The organism is Phenylobacterium sp. (genome assembly GCF_031181185.1).
Taxonomy (GTDB): Bacteria; Pseudomonadota; Alphaproteobacteria; order Caulobacterales; family Caulobacteraceae; genus Phenylobacterium.
Window position 1 is genome coordinate 1 of the sequence record NZ_JAPSKZ010000040.1, and the last position, 24,958, is coordinate 24,958.

General features: G+C 70.2%; 27 protein-coding genes and 2 tRNA genes. 23 read left to right on the plus strand and 6 right to left on the minus strand.

The genetic code is table 11. From position 1 onward, the window contains the following. The 11 genes from RIF93_RS07040 to RIF93_RS07090 form a co-directional block, all read left to right on the plus strand. The coding region (locus tag RIF93_RS07040; RefSeq protein ID WP_309089799.1) for an SH3 domain-containing protein at positions 1-363 on the plus strand (363 nt) is incomplete at its 5' end. A 142-nt stretch (positions 364-505) separates the two neighbouring features. Continuing rightward, a complete protein-coding gene (locus RIF93_RS07045; protein ID WP_309089800.1) occupies positions 506-985 on the plus strand; it encodes a UPF0262 family protein in 480 nt (159 codons plus the stop codon). An 8-nt stretch (positions 986-993) separates the two neighbouring features. Next, on the plus strand, positions 994-1,461 hold the full coding sequence (locus RIF93_RS07050) for a low molecular weight phosphatase family protein (protein ID WP_309089802.1): 468 nt from the start codon (positions 994-996) through the stop codon (positions 1,459-1,461). 107 nt (positions 1,462-1,568) lie between these two features. Further along, positions 1,569-1,787 (plus strand): translation initiation factor IF-1, encoded by a 219-nt coding sequence (gene infA / locus RIF93_RS07055; RefSeq protein WP_309089804.1) that lies wholly within the window; start codon positions 1,569-1,571, stop codon positions 1,785-1,787. A gap of 20 nt (positions 1,788-1,807) precedes the next feature. After that, a complete protein-coding gene (locus tag RIF93_RS07060; RefSeq protein ID WP_309089806.1) occupies positions 1,808-2,395 on the plus strand; it encodes a Maf family nucleotide pyrophosphatase in 588 nt (195 codons plus the stop codon). Further along, positions 2,392-3,432: a ribonuclease E/G gene (locus RIF93_RS07065; protein WP_309089808.1), complete on the plus strand. Its 1,041-nt coding sequence runs from the start codon at positions 2,392-2,394 to the stop codon at positions 3,430-3,432. The genes RIF93_RS07060 and RIF93_RS07065 overlap by 4 nt, the downstream gene beginning before the upstream one ends. Continuing rightward, a complete protein-coding gene (locus tag RIF93_RS07070) occupies positions 3,429-3,599 on the plus strand; it encodes a DNA gyrase inhibitor YacG (RefSeq protein ID WP_309089809.1) in 171 nt (56 codons plus the stop codon). The genes RIF93_RS07065 and RIF93_RS07070 overlap by 4 nt, the downstream gene beginning before the upstream one ends. An 84-nt stretch (positions 3,600-3,683) precedes the next feature. Further along, a tRNA-Phe gene (locus RIF93_RS07075) sits at positions 3,684-3,759 on the plus strand. A 497-nt stretch (positions 3,760-4,256) separates the two neighbouring features. Further along, complete coding sequence (gene exbB / locus RIF93_RS07080) at positions 4,257-5,144, plus strand: tonB-system energizer ExbB (protein WP_309089810.1); 888 nt, start codon at positions 4,257-4,259, stop codon at positions 5,142-5,144. A 5-nt stretch (positions 5,145-5,149) separates the two neighbouring features. Next, the gene (locus RIF93_RS07085) at positions 5,150-5,584 is read left to right on the plus strand and encodes a biopolymer transporter ExbD (RefSeq protein WP_309089811.1); all 435 of its coding nucleotides are present in this window, start codon (positions 5,150-5,152) and stop codon (positions 5,582-5,584) included. 10 nt (positions 5,585-5,594) lie between these two features. Next, positions 5,595-6,302, plus strand: a complete 708-nt coding sequence (locus RIF93_RS07090; RefSeq protein WP_309089812.1) for an energy transducer TonB — start codon at positions 5,595-5,597, stop codon at positions 6,300-6,302. A gap of 60 nt (positions 6,303-6,362) precedes the next feature. On the opposite strand, the gene RIF93_RS07095 is transcribed toward RIF93_RS07090, so the two are convergent. After that, the gene (locus tag RIF93_RS07095; RefSeq protein ID WP_309089814.1) at positions 6,363-7,514 is read right to left on the minus strand and encodes an acyltransferase family protein; all 1,152 of its coding nucleotides are present in this window, start codon (positions 7,512-7,514) and stop codon (positions 6,363-6,365) included. A gap of 132 nt (positions 7,515-7,646) precedes the next feature. Here RIF93_RS07095 and RIF93_RS07100 point away from each other — a divergent pair, with 132 nt between their 5' ends. Beyond that, a complete protein-coding gene (locus RIF93_RS07100; protein WP_309089816.1) occupies positions 7,647-8,435 on the plus strand; it encodes a LytTR family DNA-binding domain-containing protein in 789 nt (262 codons plus the stop codon). A 41-nt stretch (positions 8,436-8,476) separates the two neighbouring features. Further along, positions 8,477-8,553: transfer RNA gene (locus RIF93_RS07105), tRNA-His, on the plus strand. 233 nt (positions 8,554-8,786) lie between these two features. On the opposite strand, the gene RIF93_RS07110 is transcribed toward RIF93_RS07105, so the two are convergent. Beyond that, complete coding sequence (locus RIF93_RS07110; RefSeq protein WP_309089818.1) at positions 8,787-9,866, minus strand: DNA topoisomerase IB; 1,080 nt, start codon at positions 9,864-9,866, stop codon at positions 8,787-8,789. Positions 9,867-9,959: 93 nt separating this feature from the next. Here RIF93_RS07110 and rlmJ point away from each other — a divergent pair, with 93 nt between their 5' ends. The 5 genes from rlmJ (at position 9,960) to RIF93_RS07135 (ending at position 14,791) form a co-directional block, all read left to right on the plus strand. Continuing rightward, on the plus strand, positions 9,960-10,778 hold the full coding sequence (gene rlmJ, locus RIF93_RS07115; RefSeq protein WP_309089820.1) for a 23S rRNA (adenine(2030)-N(6))-methyltransferase RlmJ: 819 nt from the start codon (positions 9,960-9,962) through the stop codon (positions 10,776-10,778). A gap of 6 nt (positions 10,779-10,784) precedes the next feature. Beyond that, positions 10,785-11,345, plus strand: a complete 561-nt coding sequence (locus tag RIF93_RS07120; protein ID WP_309089844.1) for a sugar transferase — start codon at positions 10,785-10,787, stop codon at positions 11,343-11,345. A gap of 59 nt (positions 11,346-11,404) precedes the next feature. Further along, positions 11,405-13,537: an AsmA family protein gene (locus tag RIF93_RS07125; RefSeq protein ID WP_309089821.1), complete on the plus strand. Its 2,133-nt coding sequence runs from the start codon at positions 11,405-11,407 to the stop codon at positions 13,535-13,537. Positions 13,538-13,607: 70 nt separating this feature from the next. After that, on the plus strand, positions 13,608-14,117 hold the full coding sequence (locus RIF93_RS07130) for a cytochrome c (protein ID WP_309089822.1): 510 nt from the start codon (positions 13,608-13,610) through the stop codon (positions 14,115-14,117). A 2-nt stretch (positions 14,118-14,119) separates the two neighbouring features. After that, positions 14,120-14,791, plus strand: coding sequence for a cytochrome b/b6 domain-containing protein (locus tag RIF93_RS07135; RefSeq protein ID WP_309089824.1), 672 nt, complete (start codon positions 14,120-14,122; stop codon positions 14,789-14,791). Here the strand turns inward: RIF93_RS07135 and RIF93_RS07140 are convergent. After that, positions 14,788-15,120: a hypothetical protein gene (locus RIF93_RS07140; RefSeq protein WP_309089826.1), complete on the minus strand. Its 333-nt coding sequence runs from the start codon at positions 15,118-15,120 to the stop codon at positions 14,788-14,790. The genes RIF93_RS07135 and RIF93_RS07140 overlap by 4 nt on opposite strands. 151 nt (positions 15,121-15,271) lie before the next feature. Here RIF93_RS07140 and RIF93_RS07145 point away from each other — a divergent pair, with 151 nt between their 5' ends. Together RIF93_RS07145 and RIF93_RS07150 are read left to right on the plus strand one after the other, a co-directional pair. Continuing rightward, positions 15,272-16,006 (plus strand): hypothetical protein, encoded by a 735-nt coding sequence (locus RIF93_RS07145; protein WP_309089828.1) that lies wholly within the window; start codon positions 15,272-15,274, stop codon positions 16,004-16,006. Between the two features lie 61 nt (positions 16,007-16,067). After that, positions 16,068-17,210 carry an L-lactate dehydrogenase gene (locus RIF93_RS07150; RefSeq protein WP_309089830.1) on the plus strand — a complete coding sequence of 381 codons (1,143 nt, stop codon included), beginning with the start codon at positions 16,068-16,070 and terminating at the stop codon, positions 17,208-17,210. Here RIF93_RS07150 and RIF93_RS07155 read toward each other — a convergent pair. Continuing rightward, positions 17,207-18,283 carry an acyltransferase gene (locus RIF93_RS07155; protein ID WP_309089832.1) on the minus strand — a complete coding sequence of 359 codons (1,077 nt, stop codon included), beginning with the start codon at positions 18,281-18,283 and terminating at the stop codon, positions 17,207-17,209. The two genes, RIF93_RS07150 and RIF93_RS07155, sit on opposite strands and share 4 nt — an antisense overlap. Before the next feature lie 96 nt (positions 18,284-18,379). On the opposite strand from RIF93_RS07155, the gene RIF93_RS07160 reads away from it, so the two are divergent. The 3 genes from RIF93_RS07160 to RIF93_RS07170 all read left to right on the plus strand — a co-directional run bounded on the left by RIF93_RS07160 (position 18,380) and on the right by RIF93_RS07170 (position 21,866). Further along, positions 18,380-19,564: a glycosyl transferase family 1 gene (locus tag RIF93_RS07160; RefSeq protein WP_309089835.1), complete on the plus strand. Its 1,185-nt coding sequence runs from the start codon at positions 18,380-18,382 to the stop codon at positions 19,562-19,564. 119 nt (positions 19,565-19,683) lie between these two features. Continuing rightward, on the plus strand, positions 19,684-20,916 hold the full coding sequence (locus tag RIF93_RS07165) for a glycosyltransferase family 2 protein (protein WP_309089836.1): 1,233 nt from the start codon (positions 19,684-19,686) through the stop codon (positions 20,914-20,916). Beyond that, positions 20,913-21,866 carry a glycosyltransferase gene (locus RIF93_RS07170; protein ID WP_309089838.1) on the plus strand — a complete coding sequence of 318 codons (954 nt, stop codon included), beginning with the start codon at positions 20,913-20,915 and terminating at the stop codon, positions 21,864-21,866. The genes RIF93_RS07165 and RIF93_RS07170 overlap by 4 nt, the downstream gene beginning before the upstream one ends. 4 nt (positions 21,867-21,870) lie before the next feature. On the opposite strand, the gene RIF93_RS07175 is transcribed toward RIF93_RS07170, so the two are convergent. Together RIF93_RS07175 and RIF93_RS07180 are read right to left on the minus strand one after the other, a co-directional pair. Continuing rightward, positions 21,871-23,385: a lipopolysaccharide biosynthesis protein gene (locus tag RIF93_RS07175; RefSeq protein ID WP_309089840.1), complete on the minus strand. Its 1,515-nt coding sequence runs from the start codon at positions 23,383-23,385 to the stop codon at positions 21,871-21,873. Then, the coding region (locus RIF93_RS07180; protein WP_309089842.1) for an O-antigen ligase at positions 23,382-24,958 on the minus strand (1,577 nt) is incomplete at its 5' end. The genes RIF93_RS07175 and RIF93_RS07180, both read right to left, overlap by 4 nt.

A 24,958-nucleotide genomic window follows, 5' to 3' on the forward strand; every position in this document is an offset into this window, starting at 1 on the left:
ACGGTGGTCGGCGCCGGCGCTGGCGCCGCCGCGGGCTCGGCCATCGGTTGCGAGATGCAGAAGGATCGCGCCCAGCACGCCGGGACCTACACCCGCAACGGCTATCGCCTGTCGTCCGACATCGCTCCGGCCAGCTACAGCCGCATCGGCCACACCTTCGTGGCGACTAGCGGGGTGAACCTGCGCGCAGCGCCGACGACCGGCTCGGCCCGAGTGGGCCGTCTGCGCGCCGGCGAGCGGTTCCAGGCCCTGGCCCAGGTGCGCGGCAGCGACTGGATCCTTGTCGGGCAGGGCGGTGTCGGCGTCGGCTATGTTCGCGGCGACTTCGTTCGGCCCGAGGGACGCCGCTACGCGGCCTATTAGGCGCGATCAGCTCTCGAAAACGACGCCCGGCGCGATCCCGCGCCGGGCGTTTTTCCGTATCCAGCCGCCTCCGCTCGCAGGTGCGGGATGACGCGGGCCCCCGGATTGAAATAAAGCTCGGCTCGCATCCGCCCCGGGACACATGGCCGACGACGCGCGCACCAAGCACCGCCTGCAAAGCGTGGAGCTCGACGAAGAGTCGCTCGCGGCGGTTTCGCGCGACCAGGAGCAGGAACGGCAGATTGCCATCTTCGACCTGCTGGAGGAGAACTACTTCGCGCCGGAGGGAGCGGAGGGCGGGCCCTATGACCTGCGGATGGGGCTCGTGGAGAACCGGCTCGTCCTCGACGTGAAGGGACCAGCATACGAGCGGCGCCACATCCTGTCGCTCTCGCCGTTCCGCAGCCTGATCCGCGACTACTTCATGATCTGCGAGAGCTACTATCAGGCGATCCGCAACTCGACGCCCGCGCAAATCGAGGCTCTGGATATGGGCCGCCGGGGTCTGCACAACGAGGCCTCCGAACTGCTCCGCGCCCGCCTGGCCGGCAAGGTGGACACCGACCTTGATACCGCGCGCCGGCTTTTCACCCTCATCTGCGCGCTGCACTGGCGGGGCTGACCGGGACGATGAGCGACGAGTCCGGCCGGCGGCTTCCCGATGCAGTGCTGTTCGCGTGCAACCTGAACCGCGTGCGTTCGCCCATGGCCGAGGCGCTGCTTAAGCGCCTGCTGGGCGACCGGGTGTTCGTCGACAGCTGCGGACTCCGGGCGCCCATCATCGACAAAGAGGGCGGTGAGCCTCAGGTTGATCCCCTGGCTCTGGAGGTCATGCGCGAGTTGGGCTGTGACCTTTCGAACCATCGCGCGAAGACCTTCGACGACCTTGAGGACGACTCCTTCGACCTGGTGATCTCACTGACGCCCGAGGCCCAACACCGCGCCGTTGAAATGGCGCGCGGCCGCGCCTCCGAGATCGAATACTGGCCCACCTTCGACCCAACGCTGACGGAAGGCTCCCGGGAAGCCCGGCTGGAGGTCTATCGTCAGGTTCGCGACGCCCTTGCGGCGCGTCTCCGGGCCCGCTTCGGCCGGTGAGCGGAGGCCATCGACCTGCAGTAAGTCCATGCGCTATATTCGAGAGGCAGAATCCGGCTCGCAGCCTCTGGGCGCGAGCCGTCGTTTTATCTCGATCAGGAGCCTGCATGGCCAAAGAAGAACTGTTGGAGTTCCCTGGCACTGTCAGCGAGGTGCTGCCCAACGCGATGTTCCGCGTGAAGCTTGAGAACGACCACGAGATCATCGCCCACACGGCCGGCAAGATGCGCAAAAACCGCATCCGCGTCTCGGCGGGAGACAAGGTGCTGGTCGAGATGACGCCCTACGACCTGACCAAGGGTCGCATCACCTTCCGCGTGCGCTGATCGACGCCAGGGACGACGCCTTGCCGCCGCAGCCGCAGCGCCTCGTCCTGGCCTCCGCTAGCCCTAGGCGGCTCGATTTGCTGCGCCAGATCGGCGTAGAGCCGGACGCCATAGACGCCGCCGAGCTGGACGAATCCCCCCAATCCCAAGAGACGCCGCGCCGCCTGGCGCTGCGGCTGGCCGCCTGCAAGGCTGCGCACGTGGCCGAGCGACACGTCGGCGCCTTCGTCCTGGCCGCCGACACCGTCGTCGCGGTCGGTCGGCGCGTGTTGCCCAAGGTGGAGACCGAGGCCGAGGCGCGGGCCTGCCTCGCTCTTTTGTCCGGCCGGGCGCACCGCGTGCTGACCGGCGTCGCGGTCGTGAGCCCGGACGGCCGTCGCGCCGAGCGCCTCGTGGAGACCCGCGTCCGCTTCAAGCGCCTGTCCGCCATCGAGGCTGACAACTACGTCCGGTCCGGCGAGGGGTTGGGCAAGGCCGGCGGCTACGCCATCCAGGGCCGGGCCGGCGGTTTCGTCATGACGCTCCAGGGCTCCTATTCCGGCGTCGTCGGCCTGCCGCTCTATGAGGCCGGGGCCCTGCTCGTCGGCCTAGGGTACCGTCTGGCATGAGCGAACGCCGCATCTATCTGGACCGGGGCATCGGCGAAACCCGCGGCGTCGTCACCCTCGACGACCGACCCGAGCGCCTGATCCTACGCCGCGACGACGACGATCCCCGCCTGACGCTGGGCGCTCGTCTGGCGGCGCGGGTTGAGTCGGTGGAGCCCGCGCTGGCCACCGCTTTCCTCGACCTTGGCGGCGGCGCCGAAGCCATCCTTCCGTTCAAGTCCGATAGCCGCCCCACCCGCGGCGTGACGGTCGAGGTCGAAATCCGCGGCGAGCCGCGCCGGGGCAAGCTCGCCGTCGCGCGCCTGATCGGGCCGGGCGAGGGCGCTCCACGCCTGCTCGAGCCAGCGCCGTCCGTCGTCGATATCCTGCGCGCGAGCGCGCGCGAGGCGGAGTTGGTCGAGGGCCGTGAGGCCCGCCAAGCGGCCGACGAGGCCGAAGCCGAGGCGCTGGACGTGCTTCACCCGCTGCCCGGCGGCGGCACGCTGGCCATCGAGCCGACCCGGGCGCTGACCGCCATCGATATCGACCTGGGCGAACGCAAGGGAGCGGACGCCAAACGTGTGGCCCGACAGGCCAATCTCGCCGCGCTGAAGGAATCTGCGCGCCTGCTGAGGCTCAAGGGGCTGGGCGGCATCGTCGTCGTGGATCTCGTGGGCCGCGGCCACGATGGCAACGCACTGATGGCCGCGGCGCGGGCCGCTTTCGGCCCGGACAACCCCGGCGTCGCCATCGGCCCCGTCGGACGTTTCGGCACCATGGAGTTCTCGCTGCCGCGCCGTACGCGACCGGTGCTGGAGCAGCTCTGCCGCGAGGATGGGGCGCTGTCCGACCGGACGCTGGCCCAGCGTCTGGTCCGCCGTCTGCAGGCCGAGGGGAAAGCCGAGCCTGGCGCGCGCCTCACCGCGACCTGTGCGCCGGACGTGGCCGCGGCCGTGGCGCCGCTCGTCTCCGAACTCGCCGCCAGGATGGGCGCGCGCTTCACGGTCGCGGCCGATCCTCGGCGGCGCCGCGAGCGTTTCGAGGTCGCGCGCGCATGAACAAGTCCGGATGTCCGATCTGCAGGAAACCGGCCGATCCGGCCTATCGTCCGTTCTGCTCGCGCCGGTGCGCCGACGTCGATCTGCAGCGCTGGTTGGCCGGGGTCTATGCGGTGCCGGTGACCGACGACGAGAGCGGAGCCGAAGACGCTTCTGGCGAGGACTGAACCGCCGAAAATTGTCTGCGCGGGCTCGCTGGACTTCCCGGTTTTGCTCTTCTATAGACGCGGCTCCCGCGACGGCGGCCCCAAGCCTGGGTAGCTCAGTTGGTAGAGCAGCGGATTGAAAATCCGCGTGTCGGTGGTTCGAATCCGCCCCCAGGCACCATTCCTCTCATTCGATAGACCGGCCGGTGGGGCTTGCGGCGCTCGTGGCGCATACCGTGTTCCGAGACCGCAGTTCCTTCACTTGCTGCATTGCAGCAATGCAAGGTTCGCATCGGTGGTGAAACCGCAGGCGGCGCGAGATCGCTTGGTGTGCAGTGCACAATCGATGCGCCTGACGCAATAATTTCGCGGTTCCGCGCAAGCTTCTGCCCCTTGACGCTTCGATAAGGGGTTGTCAAAGGACCCGAGCCGCACGTCTAACAAAGCGGTAAGACTTCGGTTTCCTCACGGGGAGTTCGAAGTCGCCCGCCTTCGTAACGCCAAGTCCCACGTCAGTTGGGAGTACGCGTTCCGGGTCGGGCGCAGCGACAGCGGCTCTGGGGTCTCGGCCAGATGGATATCTGGTGGGGGCGCCGGGCATGTTCAACTAGGGTGGAGACGCTCTCGCGCGACGACCCTCCGGCCAATCGTGCTAGACCAACCAGGAACTGGCGACAGATGCTCGACAACAAACTGAAGACTCCTTTCATCGCTCTCGTCGGCGCCGTTGCGCTGATGGCGAGCGCGCCGGCGTTCGCTCAGGACGCCGCCGCCCCGGCTGCGCCTGCCGCCGCCGACGCTGCCGCGGCTCCGGCCGCCGCTCCGGCTGCCGGGGCTCCCGCCGCTGAATCGGCTGATCCGCCGACCATGAAGCACGCCGGCAAGCTGAACGTCGGCACCATGTTCATGGACGCCGACCCGGTCGTTAAGGTCATCATGATCGGCCTGGCGCTGGCTTCGGTGCTCACCTGGACCATCCTGCTGACCAAGATCCTCGAGTTCCGCTCCCTGAACCGCGTGACCGACAACTTCCTCGAGAACTTCCGCGGCGCGAAGTCGATCAACGACATGAACCGCATCGCGATGTCGGAAGAGTTCGACGGCAACCCGCTGGCGGACATGGCCGCCGCCGCCGCGCAGGAAATCGAACTGTCGCGTCAGGCCGGCCTGCAGATCACCGGCGAACACCGCGACACCACGCTGATGCGCGCCCAAGCCGCGGTCGGCGCGGTCCAGGCCTCGCTGGCCCGTCGCCTGTCGGGCGGCATGCAGTTCCTGGCCTCGGTCGGTTCGAACGGTCCGTTCATCGGTCTGTTCGGCACCGTCTACGGGATCATGAACTCGTTCATCGGCATCGCGAACACCAACACGACCAACCTGGCCGTCGTCGCGCCCGGCATCGCCGAAGCGCTGCTCGCCACCGGTCTGGGCCTCTTCGCCGCCATCCCGTCGGTTATCTTCTACAACTACTTCCAGACGCGGATTTCGGCCTACGGCGCCCGCACCGAAGGTTTCATCGCTGAACTGATGAACGCGATCTCGCGTCAGCTCGACAAGGGGGCCTAAGGTAGATGGCCGCCAAACTCTCGAGTTCCGGGGGGGCGGACCGCTATCAGGAAGATCAGAACGCCGACATCAACGTCACACCGTTCGTGGACGTCATGCTGGTTCTTCTGATCATCTTCATGGTGGCCGCGCCCATGGCGGCCGTGACGGTCAAGGTGGCTCTGCCGCCGGCCGTCGCACCGCCGGGCACGAACCCGCCGAAGCCGGTGTACATCTCGATCCAGCAGAACGGCAGCATCTTCATCCAGGATTTCCGGACCGATCTGGCGACCCTGGGCGACGACCTGCGGCAGCAGCTGGGCGGGACCCGTAACCCGACCAAGGAGCGGATCTTCATCCGCGCCGACAAGGACGTGCTCTACGGCGACTTTATGGGCGTGATGAACATGCTGCAGGACAATGGGTTCTACAGCGTGGCCCTGGTCGGCGAAGATCAGTAGGTGGTGACCCATGGCTGAGACATCACCGAACGAAGCCGTCCATGTCCGGCACAACCCGTTCGACGACCCCAAGCCTACGCGCAGCAAGGGTGTAACGGTCGCCATCGCGTTGTCGATCGCGGTTCACGCGGCGCTCGGTGTCTACCTTTGGAAGACGCGCTTCGAGCCCAAGTACAAGGAGTACTCGGACGAGGTGACGGATGTGGCGCTGATCAAACCAGTGCCGCCGCCGCCGCCGCCGCCGCCGCCTCCGCCGCCGCCGAACACGCCGCCGCCGCCGCCGCCCAAGCTGCAGCCCCGGCCGCCGGTCGCGGTGCCTGACGTCCCGAGCATCCCGCCTCTGCCGGTTCCGCCGGTCGAGCGCCGCATCGAGACGCCTGAGCCGCCGCGGGCTCCGCCGCCTGAGCCGCCGCGTCCGTCGGTGATCACCAACCCCGACTGGCAGCGTCGCCCGTCGGCCGAGGACCTGGCCCGGTACTATCCGGATCGGGCTCAGCGGATGGAGGTCTCCGGCAGCGCCACGATCAGCTGCACCGTCAATGCGCGGGGCACGCTGGACAACTGCTCGGTCGTGTCGGAAACCCCGGCCGACATGGGCTTCGGCGAAGCTGCGATGCGCATGAGCCGGCTGTTCAAGATGCGGCCCATGAGCCGCGACGGCCAGCCGGTCGATGGGGGCACGGTGCGGATCCCGATCCGCTTCACGCTCCCCGAATAAGGCTGACGCCAGACAACGAGAGCCCCGGTCGCGAAAGCGGCCGGGGCTTTTCTTTGCCCGCTAGGCCGCCGGCAGCGGGGCCGGCGCAAGGCGCCGGGGCAGGGGCTTCAGCCCCAGCGGCGTCCGCAGGACCGGGGTGCTCCGGGCCAAGGCGTAGGTCGAAAGGCAGGCCGCGACGGTCACCGCCAGGATGATCCCGGCCTCAGTCATCGCCGGCAGCGCGAGCGGCTTCAACAGGTGGCCGGTGAGGACGATTGCGGTCTGGTGGACGATGTAGAAGGGGAAGACCGCCTCGTTGAGGGTGGTCAGCAGTGGCGACCCGCGGCGGACGTGCCGGCGCGCATAGCCGAAGAGAGCGCAGATCGCCATCCAGGCATAGGCTTCGCGCAGGAAGGCGAAGACCGCGCCCGGCCAGCCGGCGGCGTCCTCGATGCCGGTGTCGGCGAGGAACAGCCCGATGAGCGCCAGCAGTACGGCGGCGGCCAGCGTCCGGTGGCGCGCCGCCGTCAGCCGCTCCCAGGCGGCGTCGCTGTGGGCCAGGACGACGCCGATCAGGAACGCCGTCCCGTACTGCAGATGGCCGTAGGCGTCGGCGAAGACGATGTGCGTCTCGCCCCAGGCGCGGCCGGCCGTCGCCAGGTAGACCCCGAACGCCAGCGCCGGGGCGACGAACAGGCCCGGGCCCGCCAGCAGCCGGCCGCCCCAGCGATCCAGCGCCGGCAGCAGCCGCGGCGCGGCGGCCGCAAGCGCCATGGTGTAGACCCACAGATAGGCCACGAACCATAGGTGATTGTACGTGGGCAGGATGATCCCGAAGCTCTGGTCGAAGGCGAGATAGCGCAGCCAGAAGTCCAGGAAGCTTCCTGCGTAGCCTTGCTTCTCGACGAGCTCGACCCAGCTTTGCGGGGCCACGACCAGCAGCATGCCGAACACGAGCGGGAGCAGCAGGCGGTGCGAACGCTGGCCGGCCAATTGCCCCGCCGAAAGCTTCGCCATCATGAACCGTGTGGCCGCGCCCGAGATCACGAACAACAGCGTCAGCCGCCAGGGATTGAGCAGGCTCATCGGCGTCTCCAGCGCCGGCGTTATGTGCTCGCTCTTCACGTGCCAGCCCCAAGGCACGTAGAACATGCCCAGGTGGTACAGGATCAACAGCAGGAAGGCGCCGACGCGTAGCGCGTCGAGGTCAGGCCGGCGGGACGAGGCGGACATCTTGGGGGCTCCAGGTTTCGACGCGAACGCTGATGCGCCGCTGCGGAGCGGCGGCGCCAGCGCCGTGGGTCGTGCGGCGGCGCTGCTGTGACGTCCGGACAGACGCCTGGGCCAAGCGGTGGACTGGCGGGGATGGGCGGCCGGCGTCGCGACGCGGTTTTCGTGCTGGCCGTCGTGGCGATCGGCTCCGCCATAGCCATCGTCGACGCCTTCACCGTCGTCCACGATGTCCGCGAGCTCGGCCGGCCGCTGCCGCTATGGGAGCCGCTGGTCTGGGAGTTCACCAGCGTCGCAGTCCTGGTGGCGCTCACGCCGGCGGTGCAGGCCCTGACCCGCCGCGCGATGCCGCTGCGGGCGCCCTGGCGGCTGGTCGTCCCGGCGCACTTGGCCGCTGCGCTGGTTTTCTCGCTGATCCACGTGATCGGCATGGGACTGCTGCGCTGGGCGGTGTACGCCGCGGTCGGCGAGACCTACGCGCCGTTCGGGCCGCTGCGTGAGTTCCTCTACGAGTTCCGCAAGGACCTCCTCGTCTACGCGGCCTTCGTGGCGATCTACACCCTCTGGACGCGCCTGACGTCGGACCCGCCCCGCGTGCGAGACGCAGCGTCCGTTCTCGAGGTGCGCGACGGCGCGCGGCGGGTCTTCGTGCCTCTGTCCGAAGTGCTCTACGTCGAAGCCGCTGGCAATTACGTCGAGCTTCATCGCACGCGCGAGGCGATCCTTCACCGCGCCTCCCTGGGGGATCTGGCCCGCGAATTGGCGAGCGCCGGATTCGTGCGAATTCACCGCTCGCGGCTGGTGCGGCGCGACGCCGTCGCTCGCGTGGACTCCAAGCCGTCGGGCGACTTCACGGTCCGCCTGACCGACGGCCGGGAGCTCGCCGGCTCCCGCCGTTTCCGCTGGCCCTTGCTGGAGCCTTGATCCCTCGGTCGGGCGCGACTAGAACAGCGCCCTCGCGACGCGCCGCCCTAGCTCAGTTGGTTAGAGCGCCAGATTGTGGCTCTGGAGGTCCCCCGTTCGATCCGGGGGGGCGGTACCATCGCAAGACCGATGAAGGACCGGGGAATTTCCTGGTCCTTTTTCGTTCTGATCGCCTGGTTTTGCACTTTGTTGGCCGCCTCGGCGCGGGCGGCGAGGCCACCGCTTGTCTAGCGGCGACTGCGTCATCACCAGACGATCTCCCCCAACATCTGCGCGACCGTCGCTGCGAGGGAAGCGTATCGCGCACGTCCTCGGTAACCGACGCCGGGGTGGCCGGCGGCTCGTCCGGCGCTAGGCCTTGCGGGCCATCTCCTTGGCGGCGGCGGCTTTCTTGGCCTCGTCGGCGTCGCGTGCGGCTTCCAGGAACTTGAGCACGGCGAGCTCGAAGGCCCGCTCGTCGCCCGAGGTCTTCACGTCCAAGGCGCCCGTCTCGTAGGCCTCAAGCACCGCGGGGTGGATGTAGGCGCTGCGCGCGACGGCCGCGGTGTTGCCCAGCAGCCCCGCCACCGCCTTCACGCAGGTGGAGACGTTGCGCTTGGCGTCGGTGGCGCTGGAGCAGGCCGGCGACAGCATCAGCGCGCGCGCCGCCATGACCGTGCCGGCCCAGGTGCGGAAGTCCTTGGCCGAGAAATCCTCGCCCAGCACCTCGCGCAGGTAGGCATTCACGTCGGACGACTCCACTGCGTGCTGCTGGCCGTCGTCGCCGACATACTGGAACAGCCGTTGTCCGGGCAGGTCCTGGCAGGCCTTGACGATGCGTGCGAGCCGTCGGTCGTTCAGGCCGGTCTTGTGCACCTTGCCGCTCTTGCCGCGGAACTCGAAGACGGCGTCCCCACGCCCCACCTTCACGTGCCGGTCGCGCAGGGTGGTGAGCCCAAAGCTCTTGTTGGTCTTGGCGTATTCCTCGTTGCCGACGCGGATCAGGGTGCGTTCCATGACCGCGATCACGGCGGCCAGCACCTTCTCGCGCGGCAGGCCGGGGCGCTGCAGGTCCTGCTCGACCCGCCGGCGCAGCTTCGGCAGCGCGCGGCCGAACGCCAGCACCCGGTCGTACTTGTGGCTGTCCCGCACCTCGCGCCAGCGCTCGTGATAGCGGTACTGCTTGCGACCCTTCTGGTCGCGGCCCACCGCCTGGATGTGGCCGTTTGCGCGCGGGCAGATCCATACCTCGGTCCAGGCCGGGGGTATCGCCAGCTTGCGGATGCGGTCCAGCGTCTTCTCGTCCGTCACGGCCGAGCCGTCGGGCTTGAAGTAGTTGAAGCCATGGCCGCGCGCCGGCTTGCGGCTGATGCCCGGATCGGCGTCGCTGACGTAGCGAAGTCCGGCTTCCTCGAGCTGCTCGGCGGCCTCGACGGGGATTTCGCTCGCCATGTCCCTTTGTCTTTCGGGGCGACCGGCCCCTCCACGCGTGCGGCGGCAACGTGGTATGCGCAGCCCAGGTTCCTCCGCCGCGGGTCCCGTCGCTTGAACTACCGCCACGCCTTCCACGCCGGGAACTTCGCCGACCTGGTGAAGCACGCCGCCCTGTTGCGCCTGCTGGCCGCTCTCGGACCTGCGCCGCTGACCGTCATCGACACCCACGCCGGACGGGGGCTCTACGACCTGGCAGGGCCAGAGGCGCGAAAGTCCGGGGAGGCCGAGACGGGCGTCGTGCGCCTGATGGCGACCAAGGATGCGCCCGCCGCCTTCGGGCCGCTGACGCGGGCCGTCGCGGCCCTGAACGCCGGCGGCGCGGTCCGCCGCTATCCGGGCTCGCCCTGGCTGATCGCCGAACACCTGCCGCCGCAGGGCCGCTACCTCGCCTGCGAGCTGCGCAAGGAGGAGCACGACGCGCTGAAAAGCGCGCTGAAGGGCCGCGCGAATGTCGAGACCCTCTGCGCCGACGGCTACGAGGCCGCCGTCCAGCGCTGCCGGCCTAGGGGCCGCGTGCTGCTGCTGATCGACCCGCCGTTCGAGAAGCCGGACGACTACGGCCGCATCGTCGAGACCCTCGCCGGCGCACGGGCGCGCAACCGCGAGGTCCAGGCGCTGGTCTGGCTGCCGCTGAAGGACCTCGAGACCTTCGACGCCTTCCTCCGCCACCTGGAAGACGCCGTCGAGGCGCCCATGGTGGCCGCCGAGGCCCGGATGCGGCCGCTGACCGACCCGATGAAGATGAACGGCTGCGCGCTGGTGCTGGTGAACGGCCCCGACCTCACCTCAGACCTCGAAGACATCTGCGGCTGGGTCGCCGAGGCGCTGGGGCAGGGCGGCGGGGCGCGCGTCTATCCGTTGTCGTCCTAGGCCATGCTGAAGCGCGCGTTCGACATCCTCGTCGCGATCGCCAGCCTCGCAGTGCTCTGGCCGGTGCTGCTGGCTATCGGCCTCGCCGTCCGCCTCGATAGTCCCGGCCGGGCGCTGCACTGGTCGCGGCGCGTGGGCCAGAACAACCGCATCTTCCGGATGCCCAAGTTCCGCACCATGCGCACCGACACGCCGGACGTGGCGACGCACCTGCTGACCGAGCCCGACCGCTGGATCACGCCGCTCGGCCGTTTCCTGCGCCGCACCAGCCTCGACGAGCTGCCCCAGCTGTGGAGCGTGCTGATCGGGGACATGAGCCTCGTGGGGCCCAGGCCCGCCCTCTACAACCAGGACGATCTCGTCGCGCTCCGCACCCAAGCCGGCGTCGCGGCGCTGCGTCCCGGCGTCACCGGGTGGGCCCAGATCAACGGTCGCGACGAGCTGCCCATACCTGAGAAGGTTCGCCTGGACCGGGAGTACATGGATCGCATGTCCCTGGCCTTCGACCTGCGCATCCTCGCGGGCACGGCGAGGGCCGCTTTCAGCGGGCGTGGCGTAAGCCATTAGCATTTTTGGGGAACTCGACCGGGCGGCCCGCACGTTCTTTGGCGTTCGGAGACCGTCCCGTGACCAACGAAGCCTTCCAGAACCCGAAGCCCGGCCGTCGCCGGCAGCCGCAGCGACCGCCTCAGAGCATGCCCGGCCGTCGCCGGCCGCTCCAGCGCGCCGAGGCCTGGGCCAAGGACAGCTGGGACAAGCTCAGCCAAGCCAGGCTGCCGAAGCCGAAGAAGCCCAGCCGCAAGGCCCTGTGGTGGACCGGCGGCATCCTGGCGGGCCTCGCCATCGTCATCGGCATCCTGATCGCCATCTGGGACTGGAACTGGTTCCGCGGCCCGCTCGCCCGCTACGCCTCGGCGCGAATGCACCGTGAGGTGACGATCACCGGCGACCTCGACGTGCACATCTGGTCCTGGCAACCCCGCGCCACCGTCGAGGGCGTGCGCATCGCCAACACGCCCTGGGGCGGCCGCGAGCCCCTGGGGACGTTCGAGAGGATCACCGTCCAGATCCGGCTGATCCCGCTCTTGTGGGGCGACGTCGACCTGCGCCTGCTGCGCTTCGACCGGCCCGACGTGAACCTGTTCGCCGACGCCCAGGGCCGGAAGAACTGGGACTTCTCGGGAGGCCGCAAGCAGGAGCCGACGCGCCTGCCGCCGATCCGCAGCTTCATCATCAACGACGGCAAGCTCGACTTCGCCGACGTGAAGCGCGAGCTGCGCTTCAACGCCACCGTGAACGCGATGGAGAACCTCGGCCAGGCCAACCGCGGCTTCGAGATGGTGGGGCAGGGCACAATCAACCGGCAGCCGTTCCGCATGGAAGTCACCGGCGGTCCGCTGCTGAACATCGACCGCAACCAACCCTATCCGTTCAACGCCGAGATCCGCGCCGGCCAGACCTTTGTCACCGCCGTGGGCCAGGTGCCGAAGCCCTTTGACCTCGGCCGCTTCCACATGCAGACGACAGCCCGCGGCCCCGACCTCTCGGATCTCTACCCGCTCACCGGCGTCGCCCTGCCCAACACGCCGCCGTACCGTCTGCGCGGCCGCCTCTCGCGCGACGAGCTGATCTGGCGGATCGACAACCTGGGCGGCCGGGTGGGCGACAGCGACCTGTCCGGCGACATCAAGGTCGAGACCGGCCGTGTGCGGCCGATGCTGACGGCCGACCTGCGCTCGCGCAGCCTCGACTTCGACGACCTGGGCGCGATCTTCGGCGGCGCGCCGGCGACAGGCCCCGGCGAAACCGCCTCGGCCGAGCAGGTGGCGGTGGCCCGCACCCTGGGCGCCCAGCAGCGCCTGTTCCCCGACTCCACGCTGGACGTCAGCCGCATTCGCGCGCTTGACGCTGACGTGCGCTATCGCGCGGTGAGTATCCGCGACGCGCCGATCAGCCTGCGCGCCGGCTCGGTGCGGGTGAAGCTGGACAACGGCCTGCTCCGCGCCGATCCGCTGCGGCTTGAGCTTCCCCGCGGCCGCGTCGCAGGGTTCGTGGCGCTGAACGCCCGCAAGTCCGTGCCGGTCACCTCGCTGGACCTGCGGCTCAGCAACGCCCGGATTGAGGAACTAATTCCCGTCACCTTCGGCGGCGGCCATCCGCTGACCGGCGCGCTCGCCGGCCGCGCCCGCCTAACCGGCGAGGGCGACAGCATCCACAAGGCGTTCGCCAATTCCGACGGCGAGGTGATGGTGGTGGCCCCGGGCGGCGAGATCCGCGAGGCCTTCGCCGAGCTGATGGGCGTCAACGTGGTCAAGGGCCTGGGCCTGTTGCTCAAGAAGGACATGCAGACCACGCCGCTGCGCTGCGGCGTCGCCCACTTCCAGACCACCGATGGCGTCATGCGCGCCAGCAACATCGTGCTCGACACCGGGCCGGTGCTGATCACCGGCCGCGGCGAGATTAACCTGGGGACCGAGCGCATGTCGTTCGAGGCCCGCGGTCACAACAAGAAATTCCGTCTGGTGCGGGTGTTGCTGCCGGTGACCGCCCAAGGCCCGGTCCGCTCGCCCAAGCTGGGCGTGAAGCCCGGCGCCGCCATTGGTCAGGGCGTCGCGGCGGTGGGCCTGGGCGCGCTGGTCTCGCCGATCGCGGCCCTGCTGCCGTTCGTGGATCCGGGCCTCGCCAAGGACGCCAACTGCGGCGCGCTGATGGCCGATGCCGCGCGCGAAGGCGCTCCAGTTCGGAGCGCCGCCCGCTGAACGCCCGTTGACGCCCGAGGTCGCGCCCCGGCAATCTCCGCCGGACAGCAACCGGGAAGGCTTTGAGCCGATGGCGTTTGGCAAGAACAAGGGTCTGGCGGCGGCGATCGCCCTGGGCCTCGGCGCGGCGACGATGGCGGCCGGCGCGGCCCTGGCCCACAACGAGCCCATGCCCAAGGGGCCGATGAGCGCGGGCGCCAAGGCGGCCCACCAGCGGCACGCCAACTTCGAGAAGCTGGGCGCGGCGTTCAAGGCGCTGAACGACGAGCTGCGCAAGTCCAGCCCGAACGTGGCGACGGTGCAGGCCCAGACCAGGACCATGGTCAGCCTCTCGAACGCCCTGCCCACCTGGTTCCCGCGCGGCAGCGGCGTCGAGGCGCGGCCGAAGAGCGAGGCCAAGGCCAACATTTGGACCGACGCCGCCGGCTTCAGCGCCAAGGCCTCGGCCGCACAGGTGCAGGTCTCGCGCCTGAACCAGGCTGCGCTGAAGGGCGACATGGACGCGGTGAAGGCCCAGGTCCGTCCGACCGGCGCGGCGTGCAAGGCCTGCCATGACGTCTACCGCCAGCAGAAGGACTGACCGTGGCGGCGCCTGAGGGGGGCGTCCAGGCCCGGCTCTGGGACGCGCCCGTCCGCATCGTCCACTGGCTGCTAGTGGTTCTGATCGCCTTCTCGTGGTGGTCGTCGGAGGACCACCTCAATTGGCATCGCTGGAGCGGCTACACGATCCTGGGCCTGCTGGTGTTCCGCATCCTGTGGGGCTTCATGGGCGGCGGCGCGGCCCGGTTCGCCAGCTTCGTGAAGGGGCCGAAGGCGGTCCTCGCCTATGCGCGCAGCCTGCCGGAGCGGGCGGCTTCCAACGTTCCTGGCCACAATCCGCTGGGCGGCTGGAGCGTGCTGGCCCTGCTGGCCGTGCTCGCGGTGCAGGTGACCACCGGACTCTTCGCCGTGGACATCGACGCCTTCGAGGCCGGCCCGCTCTCGGATCGGGTCAGCTACGATGTCGGCCGCGCCTTCGCCGAGGTCCACGAGCTCAGCTTCCGCCTGCTGCAGGTGCTCGTGGTCGTCCACGTCGCCGCGGTGCTGTTCTACCTCTTCTACAAGCGCACGAACCTGATCGGCCCGATGATCACGGGGCGCCGGACCCTCCCGCAGGATCCGGGCCTGGCCGGCGCGCCCGTCTGGCGCCTTGTGCTGGCGGTGGCCATCGCCGCCGCCTTTGCTTGGTTCGTCTCGAAGGGTCTGCGGCTCTAGCCCCGATTGGCGGCGTCGCGCAGGCAGGCCAGCCAGGCGTCCTCGCGCGCCTTCTCGGCTTCGCGCAGCTTGGCCTCGGCCTCGCGCACGCCGGCGTCGTGCTTGCGCCATTCGGCGACCGCCTCCTCGCGCGCGGCGCGGGCGGCCTCCATCGTCGGATAGCGGGCGAGCACGGCGCGGGTGGAGTAGCTGACCGGCGGCCCCACGGTCTCGCGGTCGGGGTAGAAGCCGGTGATCGAGTCCGCCGTCTCGCTCTCGACGTGGAACACGTCGGCCCAGCCGGCGTGGTGACGCATCAGGGCCCAGGGACGTTCGATCCGTTCGCTCACCGACATCTCCTCACGTGGATTCCGTAGATCGGGCTTAGCCATATCGCGCCCGACCCTCCGCTCCAACGCCGCAGCGCGGATTCGGCTTCCATTCCCGGGCGTCGGCGTGAGAAAGCCACGCATCGTTTCAGTTGATCGGGGCGGGCGTGTTTTGTCGAAGATCGTGATTGGCCGTCAGTTCTGCGGCCCGCCGAATTCCGGCAACGGCGGCTATGTGTGCGGCCTCTTGGCCGAGGGTTTCGAGGGCGCGGTGACGGCGGTGCTGCGCGCGCCGATCCCGCTCGACGCCGAGCTCACCCTGCAGCGCGACCCCGACGCCCACGTCCTGCTCGGCGAGGCCGGCGCGCCCATCGGCAACGCGGCGCCCGCCGCGGTCGTCCTGCCGGAGCCGCCGCCGGCTCCGTCGCTTGAGGCCGCCCGCGCCGCCGGCGAGCGCCACGTGGGCCACGGCCAGCGCATACACCCCATCTGCTTCACCTGCGGGACGGCCCGCGAGGAGGGCGACGGCCTGCGCGTGTTCCCCGGCCAGCTGGAGGGCGCGGAGCCTGGCCTCGTCGCCTGCACCTGGCGGGCGCATCCGAACTTCGCCCGCGAGAACGGGACGATCGCTCCCGAGGTGGTGTGGGCCGCCATCGACTGCCCCGGCTACTTCGCCTGGGTCGAGAAGGAGGGCCGCCACGGGGCGCTGCTGGGCACCATGACGGGGGAGGTCCTGAAGGCGCCTCGCGCCGGCGAGGAATGCATCCTGGTCGCCTGGCCGCTCGCCAAGGAAGGCCGCAAGGAGTTCGCCGGCGTCGCGCTCTATTCGGCCGACGGCGAACTCATGGCCCGGGCCCACCAGGTCTGGATCGTGCTCGGCCCGCCGCCAGGCGCGCCGCCGGCCTAAGCCTGGGCGCTTGCGTCGGCGCGGGCGAGCCGCCAACTTCCGCGGCCGGGGAGGGACGTCCATGCGCGCAGCTTCGGTGTCGGATTTTCGCGAGCTGGCGCGCCGCCGCCTGCCGAAGATCTTCTTCGAGTACATCGACGGGGGCAGCTACGCCGAGGTGACGCTGCAGCGGAACGTCGCCGACCTCGAGGCGATCGCCCTGCGCCAGCGGGTCATGGTCGACATGACCCAGCTCTCCATGACGACCGAGACGCTCGGCCAGACGATGGCGATGCCGGTGGGCCTGGCGCCCGTGGGTATGGCCGGCATGTACGGCCGCAGGGGCGAGACCCAGGCTGCGCGCGCGGCCGCCGCCGCGGGCGTCCCGTTCTGTCTCTCGACGGTCGGCGTCTGCTCGGTGGAGGAGGTGGCCCAGACGGGCGTCGCCCCCTGGTTCCAGCTCTACATGCTGAAGGACCGCGGCTACATGCGCGAGCTGCTGGGCCGCGCCAAGAGCCTGGGCTGCCCGGTACTGGTCTTCACCGTCGATCTGCCGACGCCCGGCGCCCGCTACCGCGACGTCCGCTCCGGCTTCACCGGCGCGAGCAAGCTCGAAGCCGCGCTGAGCCAGGCCTGGGACGGGATCACCCATCCGGCCTGGACCTGGGATGTCTTCGTCCACGGCCGGCCGCACACGCTGGGCTCGGTGGCCTCGGCCGTGCAGGAAAGCCGCCGGGTCACCGACTTCCTGTCGTGGATCGCCCGCAACTTCGACCGCTCGGTCACCTGGAAGGACCTGGACTGGGTCCGCGAGACCTGGGACGGCCCCATCGTCGTGAAGGGCGTGCTGGACCCGGCCGACGCCAGGGCGGCGGTCAAGGCCGGCGCGCAGGGGATCGTCGTCTCGAACCATGGCGGTCGGCAGCTCGACGGCGTGCGCTCGTCCATCTCGGCGCTGCCCAGGATCGCCGACGCGGTGGGCGGCGACCTCGAGGTCTACATGGACGGCGGCGTCCGGTCGGGCCTCGATGTGCTGAAGGCCCTCGCGCTCGGCGCCAAGGCCTGCTTCCTCGGCCGCGCCTGGGCCTATGCGCTGGGCGCCGGCGGCGAGGCCCAGGTGCGCAAGATGCTGGACATCCTGCGGTCGGAGCTGGCGGTGGCCATGATCCTGACCGGCTGCAACGACGTGCGCAACGCCGGCCGCGAGCTGCTGGACCTCGACTAGGGAGCGGGCGCGGCGGCCACGCCGCTCGGCCGATGGGCGCCCAGGCCGGTGCGGAACAGTTTCATCATCGGCCGCTCGGCGAGGTGGAAGGCCAGGAGACCCGCGGCCACGCCGGCTGCAATGCTGGCGGCGAACACGAGGCCTGGCGCGTCCAGGCCAACCGCGGCCAGCACCCGGACCGTCGCCGAGATCGCCAGCCCATGCACCAGGTAGAGCGAATAAGAGGCGTCGCCGATCACCCGCAGCGGCCAGAGGTCCGGCACGGTCCCGTGGCGCTCGACGCTCACGGCGCCCGCCACCAGCAGCAGGGCCGGAACGCCCCACCACAACACCCGCGCGGTCGACACGTCGACACTCGCCAGGCTCACGGCGGCGAAGCCCGCCAGGCCGAGCGTCGCAAGCGCCCAGCCGGTGCGCGCGCTGGGCAGCTTCCGCTCGGACCACAGCTTGCCCAGCCAGACGCCGGCGCCGAACTCCAGCAGGATCGGGTCGGTGTAAGTGGCGATTAGCGGGTTGTCGCCGTCCAGCAGCGGCCGCACCGCCACCAGGGCGATCAGCGCCGCCGAGACCAGCCATGCCCGCAGCTTCGCCGGCGCCAGCAGGCCTACGGCGAACAGCAGGTAGAAGAACATCTCGTAGTTCAGCGTCCAGCCCGGGACGATCAGCGGCGCGATGAGGCCATGCGGATCGCGGTAGGGGACGAAGAACAGGGACTTCAGCAGCGCATCCAGGGTGACCTGCATGTTCGGGAACGAGCCCGGGATCGCCAGGGCGGCGGCGACCGCCACGAGCGTCACGGCCCAGTAGAGCGGCACGATCCGCTGCACCCGCCGCAGCAGGAAATCGCCGGGCGTCGGCGTCTTGCGGCAGGTGACCACCCACATGATGAAGCCCGAGATCACGAAGAAGACGTCCACGCCCGCCGCGCCGACCCCGAAATGCCCGCCCGCGCGTTCCGCCGCGTGGAAGACCAGCACGCCGAAGGCGGCCAGGCCCCGGAGGTACTGGATCGAACGGATCTCGCCGGGCGCCTGGGGCGCGGCTTGCGTTTGGGTGTCTGCGCCGGCCGGCATGTGAACTGAAGCCTCTCCGAGATGTGGCTGCGCCATGGTTCCAAACGGGCGCTCGCGCGTTTGGTTCGCGTCTGACGCTTCAGCTTGGGGGCCCACGTGAAGCTGGCCTACTTCGTCCACGATCTGTCGGATCCCGCCGTCGCGCGGCGCCTGCGCATGCTGAAGGCCGGAGGAGCGCAGCCGGTGGTGCTGGGCTTCTGCCGCGCCGAGACCGCGCCGGAAACGCTGGAGGGCTGCCCCACCGTCGATCTTGGTCGGACGTACGACGCCCGCCTCGGCCACCGCGCCAGGATGACAGCGCTGACGGCCCTGAAGTCGCGCCGCTTCCGCCGGCTGCTGGCGGGTGCCGAGGTCGTCATGGCCCGCCAGCTGGAGATGCTGGCCATCGCCCAGGCGGCCCGCTGGACCTGTGGCCTCCGCGCCCGGCTGGTCTACGAAGCCCTCGATGTCCACCGGATCATGGTGCAGGACACGGTGAAGGGCCTGGCCATGCGGAACGTCGAGAAGGCGCTGTTGAAGCGCACGGATCTCCTCGTCGTGAGTTCGCCGGCGTTCGTGGACGCCTATTTTCGGCCGATCCAGGGCCTGGGCGACGACCTGCAGACGCCCGTCATGCTGGTGGAGAACAAGGTGCTGGAGCTGGGCGGCCGGGCGACGCCGCAGCCGAGCCCCGCCTCGGGCCGGCCCTGGCGGATCAACTGGATGGGCGCCATCCGCTGCCGCAAGAGCCTGGACATCCTGACCGCGCTTGCGGCCCGCCGCCCCGACCTGCTTGAGGTCCGCATCCATGGACGGCCGGCCTATACCGAGTTCGCCGATTTCGACGGTCAGGTGGCGGCGGTTCCGAACGTCACGTTCGGCGGGGCGTATACCGCCGCTGACCTGCCCAGGCTCTATGGCGAGACCCACTTCTGTTGGGCCATCGACTTCATGGAGGAGGGCCTGAACTCGGCCTGGCTGCTGCCGAACCGCCTCTACGAGAGCGCCCGTTACGGCTGCGTGCCGGTCGCGCTGCAGGACGTGCAGACGGGCCGTTATCTTGCCGACCACGGTTTCGGCGTGCGGCTGGCGCGGCCGGAGGATCTCGAAGGCTTCCTGGAGACGCTGACGCCCGATCGATACGCGGCGTTGAAGGCCGAACTCGCCGCCCAGCCCCTGTCGGCGTTCCGCGCCGATGAGTCGGATTGCCGACGCTTGGTCGAAGGGTTGAAAAAGCCCTCCGCTCCCGTTGGTTCCAACAGCCAAGCTGCTGAATCTTCGCCTGGAAAATTAGCGGCTTAGCTTTGGAAAACCTCTCGAAACCGCAGGAACGGAATCCCGGGCGCGAGGTTTAACGCGGGTCAATCGCGAAGCTTCCGAAGCGATTGGCGCTGGTCGAATTGCTCGGACGCGTTTCCACGATGTTAAGCCCCAAGCCCACCCCCGAGCGTCTGTCGGAGACGGGCCATTCGCATGATCGCGCGCCGCTCGAAGGCCGCTGGTCCGAGCCGCGCTCGTTCGCGCCGCTTGCTGGCCGGCGTGGCCTAGGCGAGGTGGTGGCGCCCTGGCCTCAGGCCTGGAGGGCCATGGCGCCCGACGCGGTGATCCGCGCGCCTGGCGCGGAAGTGGACACCGAGAGCCGTGCGGTCATCATCATCCCCTGCCTGAACGAGGCGAAGGCGATCGCTGGCGTGATCGCCCGCATCCTCGACGATCAAGGCCTGGTCGACCCGTTGCTGCTCGTCGCCGATGGCGGCTCCACCGACGGGACCCGCGAGATCGTCGCCGACATCGCCGCCCGCGACCCGCGGGTGCGCCTGCTGCACAATCCCCGCCGGCTGCAGAGCGCCGGCATCAACCTCGCCGCCGAGAGCCTGGACGAGGCGCGGCCGTGGATGATCCGCGTCGACGCCCACGCCGACTATCCGCCGAATTACGTCTCGACCCTGATCTCCGAAGCCCGGCGCACCGGCGCAACCTCGGTGGTCGTCTCGATGGACACCAAGGGCGAGGGCGTCTTCCAGCGCGCCGCGGCCGCAGCCCAGAACTCGGTGCTCGGCACGGGCGGTTCGGCCCACCGTCTGGCGGGCGAGGGCCGCTGGGTCGACCACGGCCACCACGCGCTGTTCCGCCTGGACGCGTTCGAAGCCATCGGCGGCTACGACGAGAGCTTCAGCCACAACGAAGACGCCGAGCTGGACCTGCGCCTGACCCGCGAGGGTGGCCGCATCTGGCTCACCGACAAGGTCCGGATCGGCTATCACCCCCGCTCGACGCCCGGCGCGCTCTGGAAGCAGTACTTCAGCTACGGCAAGGGCCGCGCCCGCACCGTGCTCAAGCACTTCACCCCGCTGAAGATTCGCCAGACCCTGCCGCTGGCCGTCGCGCCGGCGGTGGCGTCGCTCGCGGCCGCGCCGTTCTTCTGGGCCTTCGCGGTCCCGGCCCTGGTGTGGATGGCCGCTGCCCTCAGCTTCGGTCTCCTGCTGGGCGTGAGGAAGCGCGATCCCGCCGCGGCGCTGTCGGGCGTAGCGGCCATGATCATGCACCTGGCCTGGTCCGCCGGCTTCTGGTGGCAGCTCTTCACCGACCGGCCGAAGCCCGAGCCGCTCGAGGCCCGGGCGCCGCTGCTGAACCGCCCGGCGATCGCGTCATGAGCGGCGCAGCTCCGCTCGTCTCCGTCATCACCGCCAACTACAACGGCGCGCGCCACCTGGCCGCGGCGGTCCGCTCTGTGCTGGGCCAGACCCTGACGTCCTTGGAGCTGATCGTCGCCGACGACGCCTCGAGCGACGACAGCCTGGCGGTGATCGCCTGCGCCGCCGCCGGCGACCCGCGCGTGCGGGTGCTGAAGGCGGGCCGGAATGGTGGCCCCGGCGCGGCCCGCAACCGCGCCCTGAAGGCGGCCCGCGGCCGCTACATCGCGGTGTTCGATTCCGACGACCTGATGGCGCCCGACCGGCTCGAGAAGCTGGTGGCCCGCGCCCGCGTGGACCACGCCGACATCGTCGTCGACAACCTGCTGGTGTTCCAGGACGACGGTCCGGCGCCTTGGCGCGCCTTCCTCTGCCAGAAGGCCTGGAACCATCCGCGCTGGATCACGCTCGCCGACTACATCGAAGCCGGGCGCATGTATTCCAAGCAGCCGGGCCTGGGCTATCTGAAGCCGCTGTTCTCGGCTGAGATCCTGAAGGGCGAGCGGTACCGCGAAGACCTGCGCATCGGCGAGGACTACGACCTCGTCCTGCGCCTCCTGGCCAAGGGCGCGCGCATGCGCTTCCTGCCGGACCCGCTCTACCGCTACCGCAAACACGGCGCTTCGATCTCCCACGTCATGCGCCGCGAGCATATCGAGCAGATGCTGGCCGCCGACGCCGCGCTGGAGGCGCAGATGCGCCAGCAGGGCGACCAGGTGCGCCGCGCCCAGGCTCGCCGCCGCCGCTCGCTGGAGACGGCCCTGGTCTACGACCGGGTGATCTGCGCCCTGAAGGCCAAGGACGTGGGCGGCGCGCTCGGCGCCTGCGCCACGGACCCGGCCGTCTGGCCGCTGCTGGCGATGCCGGTGGCTGCGCGGCTGAAGCGCCTGACGGCGCGGGCCCACGCCTGATCGTCTAGCCGGCTTCCGGAAGCGGAGAGGCCGGCGCGGCGGCCGGCGCCTTGGCGTGGGCGCGGGCGAACACCCGGGCGTCGTCCGCGAGCCGTCGCCGCGCCAGCGCCAGCACCACGGCGCCGTACACCAGCCCGCCCAGGCCGATGGTCGCCGCCAGCCGCAGCGGCGGCGCAAGCCCGCTCAGCAACGGCCCCGCCGTCCACAGCGCCCCGGCCATGGCCGTCACGCCAAGACCTGCGGGCGCGAAGGCGCCGGCTAGGCGCAGACGGGCGATCTTCAGGTCGCGGGCCAGGACCTCGAGATAGCCCAGCATGATCAGCAGAACGGCCCCTCCTATCGCCATCGAGGCGGTCTCGACGCCGAAGCGGGCGGTGACGGCGATGGTCCCGATGGTCGTGACGCCCGCGAGCGCGGTCATCCGCAGCTGCAGGTGCGAGCGGCCCAGGCCCATCAGGATCGCGCCCATGACGAAGCAATGGGCGAAGCCGAAGCCGGCGGCGGTCAGGTGGGTCAGCACCGGCGCGGCCGCGTGCCACTTCTCCCCAAGCACCAGCGCCACGGCGACCGGCGAGATGATCGCCAGCCCCACGAAGGTGGGCGCCAGGACCGCCGACGACAGCCTCAGCGCCGAGACCGCCAGGTCCGCGGCCTTGCCCCGCGCCCCGTCGTGCGCCGCGCGTGACACCGCCGTGAAGACATACAGATAGAGCGGCCCGGAGATGATCAGGTCGGGAACCCGGACGATCTGGTAGGCCATGGCGTAATAGCCCAGCGCCACCGTCCCGAGCACGCCGCCGACGATCATGTTGTCCACGTTGCGCGAGACGAAGTCCGACAGGTTGGAGCCGATCGAATGGACGCCGAAGCGGACGAGGTCGCGCACCTCCGAGGGCCGGAAGTAGAGCCGGATCTTCGGCCGGGCGTTCAGGTTCACCCAGGTGAACTTGCAGGCCCAGAGGGTCAGCTGCTGGAAGACCAGGCTCCAGGCCCCGGCGCCGTTCAGGGCCGCGGTCAGGGCGACGGCGGCGGACGCGGCCGTCGAGATGAAGTCGCCGCCGGCGAAGACGCCGAACCGGCCTTCGCGGATCACCCGGGCGTTCGAAACGGCCGTCAGCCCGCTCATCACCAGGATCGGCGACAGGGCCATGATTAGCCAGGGCAGGCGCGGCTGGTCCAGCACCAGCGCCAGCGGCCAGGCCGCCACGCACGCGAAGGCCGAGAGCGCCAGGCCCAGGCCGCCGGCCAGCCAGAAGACGGTGGACTCCAGCTCGGGCGTCACGTCCTGACGCCTCGCCAGCGCCTGGCTCATGCCGGCGTCGGCCAGCATGTTGCAGAAGAGGACGAAGGGCACCGCCAGCGCGACCAGGCCGTATTCCGACGGCCCGACCAGGCGCGCCAGGATCGGCAGCATCGCCAGCTGCACGCCCATGCGCAGGAAGTTGGAGCCGCTGAGCGCAAGCGCACCCAGCGCCGCCGGGTCGAAGCCGCGCTTGCCGCGCACGCCGGCCAGGGTCACGACGCCGCGCCGGGCCCGCGCAGGAGCCGCAGCGAGCCGCGCGCCGGCGCCGGCCTCTCCGTCGCCCAGCCCGGCGCCGAATAGTCGACGCGGGTGAGGTGGATGACATTGCTGGGCGCGTAGGCCCGCGAGGCCCTAGGCAGCTTCACGCGTCCGAAGCCCGCGCCCAGCGCCCCAAAGGCCAGCACCGTCGAGAAGTAGAAGGGCGCGACCCCGATGGTCTCGATAGGCGTCCGCGCCAGCATGTAGAGCAGCAGGCTCATCCAGCAGAGCAGGGCGATGGACGGCCGCTCGACGAAGCGCTTGATGAGCGCGAGGACGCCGATCACCGCCACGGCGGCGAAGACGATCAGACCGGCCCAGCCGACGGTGACCAGCAGCTCCACCGCCGTGTTGTGGAAGGTGAAGCCGCCGCGCTCCTCGATGCCGAAGTAGCGCCACAGGCCCTCGGCATCCATGTTCCCCTGCTGCCAGAACGCGTAGTAGCCGCGGCCTAGGACGGGCTTCTCCTGGATCAGGTCGGCCGCCCGGTACCAGAGATAGGTGCGGCCGGTCAGGGTCGGGTCCTTGTCGAACACCTGGGCGCCGACCTCGATCATGGTCTGGGCGAGCCAGCGGTAGGAGAGCCCGGCGGCCAGGACGCAGAGGGCCACCGCGGCCGTCAGCCAGGCCCGCACCCACTTGCCGACGACCAGCAAAGGCGAGAGCGCGAGCATGGCGCTGACGCCCATGCCCAGGCCCAGGAGGGCGCCGGCCGACCGCGCCGCCAGCACCACATAGAGGTCCAGCATCATCGCGGCGCCGGCGATGGCCAGCCACAGGATCTGCCTGTGCTTGATCGCCAGCATGGCGACGGCCACCGACACGATCATCCCGGCCGAGGCGATGTCGCCCAGCAGGTTCTTGCTGCCCGAGAGGCCCGAGAAGGCGTAACCCCCGGCGCCGACGCCCACCGCCACTGTGCCGCCGAAGGCGATCGAGGCGGCGACATAGCCGAAGAACGCCAGCGCGAGGCCCTTCAGGACGGCGCCCTGGTCCCGCGCGGAAGACAGCAGGAGCCCGGCCAGGACCGTCAGGCCAAGTTCGATGGCCAGCTTGAACGTCTCCTTCGGCGCCTCGGACCAGACGACCGAGAACAGTGCGAAGGCCGGCGCGATGAACAGGAACATCCGCGGCCACATCGTGCGCAGTAGCCGCTCGCGGCGAACCCACGCGTAGGCCGGGATCGCCGCCACCAGCGCCACGGCGCCCAGCGTCTGAAGTTGGGCGATGAACAGCAGCGGGAGGAACAGCAGGAAGGCGAACAGGCCGTCCGCGTCGAGGGTCAGCGCGCCCAGCCGCCAGCCGACGGCCGGCTGTTGCTGCTGTTCAATGCGCTGCTCGACCAGTTGCTCGTCCACCAGGCGCAGGATGCGGGCGCTCTCCTGCTCGCGGCGGCTGGCGCCGAGATGGGGCTCGTCGTCCGCGGCGCCCCCCAGGCGCCGCCGCCCGCTAGGGGAGGCGGCGACGCCACCCGCCCGAATGCGCCCAGGGGGGGGGCCGGCCGAGTAACCGGGGGGGGGCCACGGGGGAA

Coding starts and splice junctions, on each gene's coding strand:
- infA (WP_309089804.1), top strand. CDS start 1,569: ATGGCCAAAGAAGAACTGTTGGAGTTCCCTGGCACTGTCAGCGAGGTG.
- RIF93_RS07085 (WP_309089811.1), top strand. CDS start 5,150: ATGGCCGCCAAACTCTCGAGTTCCGGGGGGGCGGACCGCTATCAGGAA.
- exbB (WP_309089810.1), top strand. CDS start 4,257: ATGCTCGACAACAAACTGAAGACTCCTTTCATCGCTCTCGTCGGCGCC.
- RIF93_RS07110 (WP_309089818.1), bottom strand. CDS start 9,866: ATGGCGAGCGAAATCCCCGTCGAGGCCGCCGAGCAGCTCGAGGAAGCC.
- RIF93_RS07170 (WP_309089838.1), top strand. CDS start 20,913: ATGAGCGGCGCAGCTCCGCTCGTCTCCGTCATCACCGCCAACTACAAC.
- RIF93_RS07155 (WP_309089832.1), bottom strand. CDS start 18,283: ATGCCGGCCGGCGCAGACACCCAAACGCAAGCCGCGCCCCAGGCGCCC.
- RIF93_RS07045 (WP_309089800.1), top strand. CDS start 506: ATGGCCGACGACGCGCGCACCAAGCACCGCCTGCAAAGCGTGGAGCTC.
- RIF93_RS07130 (WP_309089822.1), top strand. CDS start 13,608: ATGGCGTTTGGCAAGAACAAGGGTCTGGCGGCGGCGATCGCCCTGGGC.
- RIF93_RS07065 (WP_309089808.1), top strand. CDS start 2,392: ATGAGCGAACGCCGCATCTATCTGGACCGGGGCATCGGCGAAACCCGC.
- RIF93_RS07165 (WP_309089836.1), top strand. CDS start 19,684: ATGTTAAGCCCCAAGCCCACCCCCGAGCGTCTGTCGGAGACGGGCCAT.
- RIF93_RS07100 (WP_309089816.1), top strand. CDS start 7,647: ATGGGCGGCCGGCGTCGCGACGCGGTTTTCGTGCTGGCCGTCGTGGCG.
- RIF93_RS07150 (WP_309089830.1), top strand. CDS start 16,068: ATGCGCGCAGCTTCGGTGTCGGATTTTCGCGAGCTGGCGCGCCGCCGC.
- RIF93_RS07070 (WP_309089809.1), top strand. CDS start 3,429: ATGAACAAGTCCGGATGTCCGATCTGCAGGAAACCGGCCGATCCGGCC.
- RIF93_RS07090 (WP_309089812.1), top strand. CDS start 5,595: ATGGCTGAGACATCACCGAACGAAGCCGTCCATGTCCGGCACAACCCG.
- RIF93_RS07095 (WP_309089814.1), bottom strand. CDS start 7,514: ATGTCCGCCTCGTCCCGCCGGCCTGACCTCGACGCGCTACGCGTCGGC.
- RIF93_RS07050 (WP_309089802.1), top strand. CDS start 994: ATGAGCGACGAGTCCGGCCGGCGGCTTCCCGATGCAGTGCTGTTCGCG.